We start from the raw sequence: 12053 nt of genomic DNA, 5'->3' as shown, positions 1-12053 counted from the left end.
AGGCAAAGTGCCTAAAACATCAGGCGCAGAGGCTGACATTTGTTGGTAATGGCAGGCGCAGCCGTTAGAATATTAGCCATTCCGTCCCTACTATCGTCATCCTCGGGCTTGACCCGGGGATCCACGGCAAGGGAGCGGGAATGTTGATGACGATTGCAACGGGATCTAGAAACCTGTGGTGGATTATTCGCGTGCCTCAATGCTGCGCATTAGGGCAACGGCTCTGAAATGCTCGCTACGCTACGGCGACGGCCCTTCCAGCGTCTTCAGGAATTCATCGAGCGACTGGCCATCCTGCGGCAGTTCCGTCTGGCCGTTCCCTGCCGGCGGCCGGTCAGCCGGAATGCTGCCGGACCACGCCGGGACCTGCTGCGCCCGGCGTACCGCTTCCTGCTTGGCCGCCAGACGGGCGGCTTCCGCCCTCGCCCGCGCTTCCTCCTCGGCCTTCCTGCGCGCCTCTTCCTCGGCGCGCTGGCGCTCCTCGGCTCGCGCCTGATAAAGCGCCACCTCGCGGCGCAGCCGCTGCTTTTCCACCAATGCCGCCTGCATCGCCTCCACCCGGTCCTGCTCGCGTTCCAGCGCGCGCTGCGTCAGGAACTGCACGAGCGGTTGGCGATCGAACGTCACTGACGGGTCGCGGTAAGGCCCTTCCATATTGAAGCGCACCACCGGCTCGGCGCCGACGAGCGCCTCCGCACCCGGCTTGAAGGTGAAGGCGCCCTGCGCGCCGATCGTCATGCCGGCAAGGTCGAACCGGAAATCGGAGGAGAGCGCCACCTTATCCGTTTCGAGCTGGAACGACGGCACGCGCGCCGTGCCGCCGGCGACCGTGAATGCCAGCTCTGCCGGCCCGGGGATGAACGCGCCCGAGCCGAGTTGCCCCGCCGCCAGTACGTCGAAGGCGGCCGCCGGCGTATTCGAATCCGCCTTGTCCGCCGCCGCGATGATCGGCTGCAGCGCATCCTGATTGAACCCGTTGATCGACAATCCGTCGACGGCGAGAACGCCGGACCCCGCCATAGATCCCACCAACTCGTCCACGCTTTTGCCGGTGCCGTTGAGCGAGGCGGACAGCTTGACCGTTCCACCGAGCGGCGCCCCGCCATCCTGCAAGCGATAGAGCCCATCGAGTTTGCCGCCCTCCCAGGTGAACTGGGTCGAGGCAAGCGCGGTGCCACCGGTATTGCGCAGACCGAAGGTGCCGCCGAGCTTGCCGCCATGGAGCGTGCCAGCGAGATCGTTGAGATTGAGCGCGTCGCTTCCCTTGACGAGCTTGGCCGAAAACCCGGTCACGGTGCCGAACCAGCCGGCATCGGCGGTTTCTGCGCCAAGCGTCAGATCGGCCAGCAGCGGAAAGGTCGGCGCATTGGCGAACTGGCTATCGGGCCAGACACCGCGTTTCCCGCCGGCTTCGCTCATTTCGAATGCCTGCGGCCCGAGCATGAAGGCGGCAAGCGCTTCGAGATCGAGGCGGCCCGCCTTGACCTCGCCCTTGAGCTGCGGCGCGCCGTCATCGGCGGGGCTTGCCTCAAGCTTCGCCGCAATCGTCTCGCCATTCACCGTCCCCGCCAGGTTGGGCAGGCGCACGATGCCCTTGGCGAACTGGAAATCGGTTTCGAGATCGACGGGCAGCCCCTCGCCGAAGCCCGGCAGCGCATAACCGGCGGCCGCCGCGAAGGGCTGAAGATCGGCGCTCTTCAGCACCGCTTTGCCGCTGCCGGTCAGATCGTCGGGCCGCAGCGTGAAGACGCCGTCGATCGAGCCGGAGCCATCAGGCGCCTTCAGCGTCAATTGCGTCTTCATTCCCTCCGAAGGCACGCCCTGCAGCGAAAGATTGGCGTCGAGCTCCCCGGCAAGGCCAAGCGGCAGCGCCGGAAGACCGATCAACGCCATCAGCGCCTCGCCCTCGGCCGTCTCCGCATCCGCCGTCAGCGACAGTTCCAGCGGCGCGTTCTCCCACAAATTGCCGCGTGCCATGCCTGACACGCCGATCGTCATGCCGCCTGCCTTGCCGTTGGCGCTGAAGGAGAACTCGTTGCCGCCCTGCCTGTCGGCCGCGGCCGCCGATCGCACCGCACTGCCGACCAGCGTGATCTCGCTGTCGGAGAAGAGCCCCGGATAGGCCTCGGCCCGCTTCGCCAACGCCGTGAACAGCGGCACCGTGGGATAACGCTTCGCCAATGTCGCGATCAGGCGCGAGAGATCCTCGGAGAGAATGGTCGCGTCGACCGAACCATTCGGCTCCTGCTTGAACGGCTCGAGCATGCCGGTTGCCGTCAACGTGGCGCCCGCCACGTCGGCTAGGATCAGCCGGTCTATATCGAAACGGCCATCGCGCAGCCGGAAAGCCGTGTCGACCGAAGCCGCCCGGAAACCGCCATGGCTGACAGGCCCGGCCTTCAGCCTCACGTCGATATTCTGGTCGCTGAGACGCGGCGTGCCGCTGTCGCTGGCAAAAAGCGTCGCCAGCGCCTCCAGCGCGTCACCGTCGAGCGCCCCGCCCTCCAGCGCAAGCTGCATCGACGGCAGCGTGCCCTCACCGGACTGGCGCACGAAGGAGCCCTTGAGCGATGCCCCGCCCAGCGCCAGTTCCAGATCGTCGGCGCGCTGCACACCCTCGTGCAGGCTGACCCTGCCTGAGAAGCCCGCCGCCGGAAGCCGCCGTATCGCCTCGTCCACATCGCTCGTCAGCCACGCGGCAAAGCCGGAGGGTTGGCGCGAGGCCATCAAGAGGTCGCCGTCAAAGCCGAAATCCGGCCCGACCACGAGCTTGCCCTTGGCCTCGATCTTGGTGCGGCCCGGAAGATCGGCCTTCAATTGCTTGATATTCCAGCCGTCGCCGCCCGGCTCCGCCTCAACGGTGACGTCGCGGATGGTCGTATCGCCGGCGATGATCGCCGGAAGACTGAGATCGACACTACCCGGAATGGTGGGGATCGGCACCCGGTCCATCAGCCGACGAAAGGCCGCGATGCGCTGCGACAGCGGCACAGCAGGCACTGGCTCGGATACGGCGCCGTCGTCCTGCCCCTCACCCCGCTCCATCAGCCCGATACCGTCGAGCAGCACCTGCTGCCCGTCGGCGCGGATCATGAAGCGTGGATCGCTGCCATAGTCGAACAGTGCATTGCCATTGACCACGTAAGGATTGTCGGCCGGCCCCTGCTCCATGCGGAATTCAGGCATGTCGAGACTGGCATGATCGGCGGAGAAATTGCCCGACACGCGCAGATCGGCGAAAACCGGCTTTTCCTGTGAAACCGTAGCCGGCGAGGCAATGGCGGCCTTGCCGCCTTCCTCCTTGCGCGGTTTCGCCGCTTCCGCCACGTCCGACGAGCGCAGCGCGAATGTTCCGTCATAGGAGAGCTTGCCATCGGCAAGCGCCATGTCGCCGTCGGTCTCGAACACCGCCGCCAGTTCCTGCGGCCGGACGCGGGCGCGCACCCGCAATGTCCCCTCGGGCTTGATCTCGCCGGTCGTCACTTCGAGGCCGGCCTTCTGGCCATCCAGCGCAAGCTGGCCGTCGAAGCGCCAGGGGCCGGCAAGGCTGGTGGCCGCCATCGTCGCGTTGAGATCCGAGATCACATGGTCCCGGCTGTTGCCACGGTCGCGTATCGTGACCGAGCCGTCTGTGATGCGCAGGTTTTCAAGCTCGATCTTCGCCGGTTTCAATGGCGTCGATGGCCGGATCGCCCAGTCGACCTTGCCGGCCTCGTCGAGCGTGATGACCGCATGCGGCTTCTCCATCCGCATGTCGAAAATCAGTATCTGCCCGCGCAGGAAGGGCATGAGCTCGGCATCCATCGAGAATTTCTCGACGGTCATCACCGGCTCGGCGTTCTCGTCGCCGACGCGGACATCGGAGAATGTGACGGAGGGAAACGGCAGGAGCCGGGCATTGGCGCTGCCCGCGACCGTCACCGGGCGGCCGAGGATGCGGCTCGCCTCACGCTCGAAATCGGCCCGGTAGCCTGTCCAGTCGATAAAGGGCGGCACGATCAGCGCCGCCGTCAGGAGCAGCACCAGCACACCGCCGAGAAATACGAAAACGCGCCCCAAACCTTCGCTCCGGAAAAACAACGCTCATCACGCATGCGTGACAACACGCAACATAACGGCACCGATCCGGCGACAACAAGGCAAATCGCAGTTTTTACGGCGAAAATACGTGGGAAGCGCCAAATTCACGGATGAGATGCGTAGTCCATCCATAAAATGTGGAGGACTGATGAAGCGGCACCTGCCGTCTCAGGGTTTATATCGGGTCAGACTGATCCCGCATGCGATTATTCCGGCCGACACAAAGCGCCAGACGCCGAAACCCTCTTTGAGTATAAACGTCGAGATCAGGGCCGCGAACAGGACACTTGTTTCTCTGAGGGCTGAGACGGTGCCAAGTGGCGCATAGGCCATCGCCTATATGATCATCCAGTAAGACCCGACCTGCATACCTCCAGCAAGCATAGACGAGCCCAACTGCGTGTTAACAACGGTCCGCATCTCCCGGACTTTCCAGATCAAGGCGATTAGAAAGGTCAGAAGTCCGTCGCCAATAGTAAGGCAAACGGCAAAGCCCATCACCGATCCCGCCTGTCGTACGCCAAGGCCGTCCACTAGCGTATAGGCGGCAATGCACATCCCGGTTAACAGCGCCAGAAGGACGGCGTGAGGACTGCGCTTGAGACCAGAGGTTCGATCGAACGCGAGGGCCATCACGCCCGCACAAAGAAAAATGACGCCGAAGAGCGAGGCTGTTCCCAGAAACTCCCCAGCAAAAACAGCTGCTCCCAATGTGACGAGCAATGGAGCTGAACCGCGTGAAATCGGATACACCTGCCCAAGATCACCATAGTTGTAGGCGATCGGCAAAGCAAAATGATAGGCTGTATGGAGGACAATCGCCAAAGCGAGAAGCGGCCAACTGGCGGGGTCAGGCAAATCGACAAAAGGCAAGACCATTGAAGAAACGAGCGCGCCCATGAAGGTCACGACCGCCATGGCTGCTATCCGATCGCCGCTGACTTTGATCAGGGCGTTCCACCCTGCATTGAGTGCAGCTGCCAACAGAACGACAAATGCGACTTCTATGCCCATAGCCAAATTGATCACAATCCGAATGGGACGTCCAGCATGATCAGACCGTCAGTGCAAGCCTGCGCTCCTGATTCAATCTCTCAGCCTAGACCCGCAATATCTTGCCCGGATTCATGATATTGTCCGGGTCGATGACGCGCTTGATCGAGCGCATGAAATCCACCGCGCCGCCGAGTTCCAGTTCCAGATATTTCATCTTGCCCTGCCCGATGCCGTGCTCGCCGGTGCAAGTGCCCTCCATGGCGATGGCGCGCAGCGCCAGGCGATCCATGAAGGCCTCGGCCTTTTCGATCTCGGCGGCATTTTCCGTATCGAGCAGCAGTTGCAGATGGAAATTGCCGTCGCCGACATGGCCCACAACAGGCGCGATCAGCCCGGTCTCGGTCAGGTCGGCCTCTGTTTCGCCGATGCAGTCGGCAAGCCGCGAGATCGGCACGCAGACGTCGGTCGCCACCGCCTTGGCGCCGGGGCGCAGCGGCAGCACGGAGAAATAGGCGTCGTGCCGCGCCCGCCACAGCCTATCGCGCTCCTCGGCATTCGCCGTCCACTGGAACGGCCCGCCGCCGTTCTCCGCAGCGATCTCGCCGAAGAGTTCCGCCTGCTCGGCCACGCCCGTCTCGCTGCCATGGAATTCGACGAAGAGATAGGGCTGCGGCTCGTAGGGCAGCTTCGAATAGGCGATCAGCGCCTGCATCTGCAAAGTATTGACCAGTTCGATGCGCGCCACGGGAATGCCCATTTGGATCGTCTCGATCACCGTGCGGCAGGCCGCCTCGACGCTCGGGAACGGGCAGACGCCGCCCGAGATCGCCTGCGGGATACCGTAGAGCTTCAGGGTCAATTCGGTGATGATGCCGAGCGTCCCTTCCGAGCCAACGAGCAGGCGGGTCAAATCATAGCCGGCGGAGGTCTTCTTGACGCGCTTTGCCGTGGTGATCAGCCGTCCGTCCGGCATCACGGCTTTCAGCGCCAGCACGTTCTCGCGCATGGTGCCGTAGCGCACCGCATTGGTGCCCGAGGCGCGCGTCGCCGCCATGCCGCCGAGGCTGGCATTGGCGCCGGGATCGATCGGGAAGAACAGGCCGGTGTCGCGCAGATATTCGTTGAGCTCACGCCTTGTGACGCCGGGCTCGACCACGCAGTCGAGATCGTCGGCGTTGACGCGGATGATGCGGTTCATGCGCGAGAGATCGAGCGAGACGCCGCCGGCCGGTGCATTGACCTGACCTTCCAGCGACGAGCCGGTGCCGAAGGGGACGATCGGAACGCGATGCTCGCCGCAGATGCGCACGACGTCCTGCACCTCTTCCGCGCTCTCGGCGAAGATGACGATGTCAGGCGCCTGGGTCGGCACATAGGTGGTGGTGTGCCCATGCTGCTCGCGGATCGCCTGCCCCGTCTGCGCGCGTTCTCCGAAACGCTGCTTCAGGATGGCGACGGCAGCAGCGATCCCCTCTTCATTGCGTTTAAGCGCGACCGCGTCTTGAAGAGCCAACGCCGTTCTCCCTGCTTGTCAGTTGGATGAAGCCAAAGCCAGCGCGCCGGCATCGGCGCCCAACACCGTCGCCAGCGCCTTGACCACCAGATTGTGATCCTCGCGCTGCGGCAGGCCGGAGACGATCGCCGTGCCGATCACCCCTGCCCCCTTCACGCGGATTGGGAAGCCGCCGCCGGCCAGCGCATAGTCCTCAACGTCAAGCGCCCGGTGCGGCGGGAACATGCGGTCGTCGCGGTCCTGCTCCAGCACCAGGCGATAGCTGCTGGCATGGAAGCGCCTGACGACATTGAACTTGCGGCGCACCCATTCCTGATTGTCCGCCGTCGCGCCCGGCGTCACCGCATAGAAAAGCCGCCGGTCCCACAGGCTGACATCGATTGCGACGCCGAGCCCGTCGGCAAGGGCGAAATCGCGGATCCGGCTTCCGAGCTCGAACGCCGTCGCCTCGTCGAAGGCGTCGAAGACGAGCGTCTTTTCCTGGATGAGGATCTTTTCAATATCTTCGCGATGGCTCATGCGTCGACTCCCTCCAAAACCGGCTTGTCTTTTGCTCTTTCCGGTTGCCGATTGCAATGCCCCTGCGGTACCCCCCATATGCGCCGCCGTCTTTCCCCGCTTGATTGACGGAGCACTTGCCGTTAGTGACGCGCCATGCAGAATAAAATATATAAAAGCACCCTGCCCGATAATCCGGAACTGCACGAATTCGTCGTGACTGCCGTCTTCAAGCGCGACGTGTTTTCCGAGACGCGTGCGGGCTATTTCGTCGGCGATCAGGAAACGCGGGTGATCCGCCGGCTGGTCAGCGCCGCGCCCTGGTGGTCGCGCCCGCTCGCCTGGATCCTGGCGAGGCGCGAGATACGCGGCCTGAAGACGGTGCGCGGGCTGAAAGGCGTGCCGCAGCTGATTGCCACCGACAGGCACGGCCTCTACCGCTCCTGGACGGAAGGCACGCCGCTGCACCTCGCTCGCCCGGCCGACCTGAAATGGTACCGCAGCGCCCACCGCATCCTGCGCGACATGCGCCGCCTCGGCGTCACCCACAATGATCTGGCCAAGCCGCAGAACTGGCTAATGACGCCGGAGGGGGAAGCGGCGGTGATCGATTTCCAGCTCGCCTCCGTCCATCGCCATCGCGGATCGCTCTACCGCATGATGGCGTATGAGGATTTCCGCCACCTGATCAAGCAGAAGCGGGCCTTCGCCAAGCACCTGATGACGCCGACGGAAAAGCGCATCCTGGCGCGCCGGTCGCTTCCCTCGCGCATCTGGCTGGCAACCGGCAAGAGGGTCTATAATCTCGTCACCCGCAATCTTTTCCACTGGTCCGACGGCGAAGGCACGGGCGACCGTATTGACCGGGAAGGCCCGGCGATCATGGCCGCGCTGAAATCGGACCCCCGCGTTCAGGACGTGGCGCTGGCGCTCTATTCGCTGCCCGCCAAGGGCGTCGGCATCTATGCCTTTGTCGAGACGACCAAGGCCGACGAGCGCAGCTTGCGAGCGCGGCTCAAGGACACAAAGGTCGAGCTGATCCAGCCCGTCGCGCATCTGCCGCGCCGCGCCGACGGCACCGTGCGCGACGATATACTGCGCCTCATCGCCATGAACCAGATGACGGAGCTTGACGATCTGCTCGCGCGCGAGCCGGAATTGCGCCCGCTGGTCGAGGCGCTTGCCGCCCACCGCCTGAATTTCACCGACCGGCGGGTGACGCAGTTGGAGCGGTGAATTTCACTCCCTCTGGCCGGCAGGCCAGAGGGAGTGTCGTGAAGCGCTTCAGTTAAAATTGAAACCGCTCACCCCAGATATTTCTTGAAAAAGGCCATCGTCCGCTCCCAAGCGAGATCGGCGGCCTTTTTGTCATAGCGCGCGGCCGACGTGTCGTTGTTGAAGGCGTGGTTGGCCCCTTCATAGATGTGGATTTCGAAGGTCTTGCCGTCCTTTTCCAGCGCCGCCTTGTAAGCGTCGATCCCGGCATTGATGCGCTCGTCGCGCCCGGCATATTGCAGGAGCAGCGGTGCGTTGATCTTCGCCACCTCGTCCGCCTTTGGCTGACGTCCGTAATAGGCGACGGCGGCATCAAGATCGGGCGCGTTGACGGCAAGATCGTTCACCAGCCCGCCGCCCCAGCAGAAGCCGACGGCGCCGATCTTGCCCGACGTCAGATCGTTCTCCTTGAGATAGGCGACGGTCGCAACCGCATTGGCGATAGTCGCCTGCTGGTCGAGCCCGCTGATCATCTCGCGCGCTTTGTCCTCGTCGGCGGGCGTCCCGCCCGAAGGCGACAGGAAATCGGGGGCAAGCGCGACGAAACCTTCCAGCGCCACGCGCCGCGCCACGTCGCGGATATGCTCGTTGAGTCCGCGATTCTCATGGATGACGATGACGGCCGGAAGCTTGCCCGCATCGCCCGCCGGCCGCACCATATAGCCCTTCATCTCGGAGCCGCCGGCGCCGGGATAGGTGATGTCCGAGGCCGTGATGCGCTGGTCATCCGCCGCGACGATCGCGGCCTGCGCGGAATTCGCCGCCAGCATCGGCGCGATTATCGCCGCAGCCGCGCCCGATCCGGCAAGCCTGGTCAGCTTTTCCATGAAGCCGCGGCGATCGAGGGTCAGATGGGTGTATTCGTCATAGGCATCGATCATGGCCTGGGTGATGTCAGGCTTTTCCATCGCTCTTCTCCTGTTCGAAACACTTCCCTCAGGATAAACTGCTTGATATTTCGATCAAGCCGATGCCGTCCGCCACTCCGATCGATCGGCCATGTCGGATTTTATGGTCCATGAGCATATTTTCAGATGCTGCAATGCCTTGAATTGCTGTATGATTTCACCTGAGAATTGACCGAAATCCGCCGGATACGCGCAATATCTGTGCTCTGTTACTGGTGTTCCGGCCCCGAATCACTACATCAGGAGGAAATGTCAGACTTTCCCGACGACATGCCATTCTTTGGAGACCCTGCCGCGCCGCGTGCGCAGGCGGGCGGTTCCGTAGCGCCCGGCGGCATCGCCGCGCGGGCGATGAAGGCGCGTAGCGCTCCGAACTATCTTCAAGGCCTCAATCCCGAACAGCGCCTCGCCGTCGAAACGACGGAAGGCCCGCTTCTGGTGCTGGCCGGCGCAGGCACCGGCAAGACGCGCGTTCTCACCACCCGCATCGCCCATATCCTTTCGCTGGGGCTCGCCTATCCCAGCCAGATCCTCGCCGTGACCTTCACCAACAAGGCCGCGCGCGAAATGAAGGAGCGCATCGGCGTTCTGGTCGGCGGCGCGGTCGAAGGCATGCCCTGGCTCGGCACCTTCCACTCCATCGGCGTCAAGCTCCTGCGCCGCCATGCCGAGTTGGCGGGGCTGAAATCCGACTTCACCATCCTCGATACCGATGACGTCATCCGGCTGATCAAGCAGCTGATCCAGGCCGAAGGTCTCGACGACAAGCGCTGGCCAGCCCGCACCTTCGCCAATATGATCGACGGCTGGAAGAACAAGGGCCTCGGCCCTTCCGAAATCCCGGAAGGCGACGCCCGCTCCTTCGCCAATGGCAAAGGACGCCAGCTCTATCAGGCCTATCAGGACCGGCTGAAGACGCTGAACGCCTGCGATTTCGGCGATCTGCTCTGCCATCCCATCCGCATCTTCCGCGCCCATCCCGATATTCTCCGGGAATATAACGCCCGGTTCAAATACATCCTCGTCGACGAGTACCAGGACACCAACACCGCGCAATATATGTGGCTGCGGCTCTTGGCGCAGCGTCCGGATAATTCGCGCCGACAAAGCGGCAGTCCGATCTCCCCCCTTGCGGGGGAGATTGGCGCCAAGCCCGGTAGATCCACCGTTAATATCTGTTGCGTTGGTGACGACGACCAGTCGATCTATGGCTGGCGAGGCGCTGAGGTCGACAACATCCTGCGCTTCGAGAAGGATTTTCCCGGCGCGGCCGTCGTCCGCCTCGAACGCAACTACCGCTCCACCGCGCATATTCTGGGCGCCGCCTCGCATCTGATCGCCCATAATGAGGGTCGTCTCGGCAAGACGCTGTTCACCGAGGCGCCCAACCCCGACGACGACCGGGTGCATGTCCATGCCGCCTGGGATTCGGAGGAGGAAGCCCGCGCCGTCGGCGAGGAGATCGAACAGGCCCAGCGCAAGGGGCACGCGCTTAACAATATGGCGATACTGGTTCGCGCGTCCTTCCAGATGCGTGAATTCGAAGACCGCTTCGTCACGCTCGGCCTGAATTATCGCGTCATCGGCGGCCCGCGCTTCTATGAGCGGCTCGAAATCCGCGATGCGATGGCCTATTTCCGCGTCGTCGCGCAAGGCGCCGACGATCTCGCCTTCGAGCGCATCGTCAACACGCCGAAGCGCGGGCTGGGCGAGGCCGCCATCCGCCAGGTGCATGATTATGCCCGCGCCCGCGACATTCCGATGCTCGCCGCCGCCGCCGATCTGGTTGCGACCGAGGAGCTGAAGCCCAAGCCCCGCTCGGCGCTGAAGGAAGTGGTGGATAATTTCACCCGCTGGCAATCGCTGCTCGATTCCACGCCGCACACCGAACTGGCCGAAATGATTCTCGACGAGAGCGGCTATACTGCCATGTGGCAGAACGACCGCTCGGCGGAAGCGCCCGGAAGGCTCGAAAACCTGAAGGAACTCATCCGTTCCATGGAGGAGTATGAGAGCCTGCGCGGTTTTCTCGAGCATGTGGCGCTGGTGATGGATGCCGAGCAGAACGAGGAGCTCGACGCCGTCAACATCATGACGCTGCACTCCGCCAAGGGCCTGGAGTTCGAGACCGTATTCCTGCCCGGTTGGGAAGAAGGCCTGTTCCCGCATCAGCGCTCGCTCGATGAAGGCGGCCGCTCCGGCCTGGAGGAGGAACGCCGCCTCGCCTATGTCGGCCTGACGCGCGCCAAGAAGAATTTGCACATCTGGTTCGTCTCCAACCGCCGCATCCATGGCCTGTGGCAATCGACCATTCCGTCACGCTTCCTGGAAGAACTGCCGGAGGCGCATGTCGAGGTGGCGGAGACAGGCAATTCCTATGGCGGCTATGGCGGCTACGGCCAGTCGCGCTTCGACCGCGCCGACCCGTTCCAGAACAGCTATTCCACCCCCGGCTGGCAGCGCGCCCAACAAAACCGGTCCGAAGCCACCCGCTCCAACTGGGGCTCGCGCTCTGGCGCCAATGTCGAGCGCATCGGCTATGGCGAGGCGGATTCGGGCTTCGGCGCCGGACGCGGCTCGGTCAAAGGCCGCACCATCGACGGCGAGCTGGTGGCGAAATCCGTTTCCGACACCCCTTCCGCCTTCAAGCCGGGCGACCGGGTGTTCCACATGAAGTTCGGCAATGGCAACATCGCCGCCATCGACGGCAACAAGCTCACCATCGATTTCGACCGGGCGGGCCAGAAGCGGGTGCTGGACAGTTTCGTTCAACGGGTGTGAGA

At 63.6% G+C, this 12053-nt stretch carries 8 protein-coding genes; 2 read left to right on the top strand and 6 right to left on the bottom strand.

The features are described from left to right. Window positions 1–240: 240 nt before the first annotated feature. The 5 genes from ATN84_RS14980 to ATN84_RS14965 all read right to left on the bottom strand — a co-directional run bounded on the left by ATN84_RS14980 (window position 241) and on the right by ATN84_RS14965 (window position 7108). On the bottom strand, window positions 241–4059 hold the full coding sequence (locus ATN84_RS14980; protein ID WP_068882436.1) for an AsmA family protein: 3819 nt from the start codon (window positions 4057–4059) through the stop codon (window positions 241–243). A 189-nt stretch (window positions 4060–4248) separates the two neighbouring features. Further along, window positions 4249–4413: an EamA family transporter gene (locus ATN84_RS28155; protein WP_201026380.1), complete on the bottom strand. Its 165-nt coding sequence runs from the start codon at window positions 4411–4413 to the stop codon at window positions 4249–4251. A 3-nt stretch (window positions 4414–4416) separates the two neighbouring features. Beyond that, the gene (locus ATN84_RS14975; RefSeq protein ID WP_201026379.1) at window positions 4417–5100 is read right to left on the bottom strand and encodes an EamA family transporter; all 684 of its coding nucleotides are present in this window, start codon (window positions 5098–5100) and stop codon (window positions 4417–4419) included. A 79-nt stretch (window positions 5101–5179) separates the two neighbouring features. Beyond that, window positions 5180–6589, bottom strand: a complete 1410-nt coding sequence (locus ATN84_RS14970; protein ID WP_068882435.1) for an FAD-binding oxidoreductase — start codon at window positions 6587–6589, stop codon at window positions 5180–5182. A gap of 18 nt (window positions 6590–6607) precedes the next feature. Next, window positions 6608–7108 (bottom strand): heme-degrading domain-containing protein, encoded by a 501-nt coding sequence (locus ATN84_RS14965; RefSeq protein ID WP_068882434.1) that lies wholly within the window; start codon window positions 7106–7108, stop codon window positions 6608–6610. A gap of 135 nt (window positions 7109–7243) precedes the next feature. Between ATN84_RS14965 and ATN84_RS14960 the strand changes: the two genes are divergently transcribed. Then, the gene (locus ATN84_RS14960) at window positions 7244–8323 is read left to right on the top strand and encodes a serine/threonine protein kinase (protein ID WP_068882433.1); all 1080 of its coding nucleotides are present in this window, start codon (window positions 7244–7246) and stop codon (window positions 8321–8323) included. A gap of 68 nt (window positions 8324–8391) precedes the next feature. Here the strand turns inward: ATN84_RS14960 and ATN84_RS14955 are convergent, their stop codons facing one another. Beyond that, window positions 8392–9270, bottom strand: a complete 879-nt coding sequence (locus tag ATN84_RS14955) for a dienelactone hydrolase family protein (RefSeq protein WP_068882432.1) — start codon at window positions 9268–9270, stop codon at window positions 8392–8394. Between the two features lie 249 nt (window positions 9271–9519). On the opposite strand from ATN84_RS14955, the gene ATN84_RS14950 reads away from it, so the two are divergent. Then, on the top strand, window positions 9520–12051 hold the full coding sequence (locus tag ATN84_RS14950; protein WP_068882431.1) for an ATP-dependent helicase: 2532 nt from the start codon (window positions 9520–9522) through the stop codon (window positions 12049–12051). Window positions 12052–12053 lie beyond the last annotated feature (2 nt).

Origin of the sequence: Paramesorhizobium deserti (genome assembly GCF_001558695.1) — a bacterium.
Lineage (GTDB): Bacteria > Pseudomonadota > Alphaproteobacteria > Rhizobiales > Rhizobiaceae > Paramesorhizobium > Paramesorhizobium deserti.
This window is presented reverse-complemented; position numbering and strand designations above follow the sequence as displayed.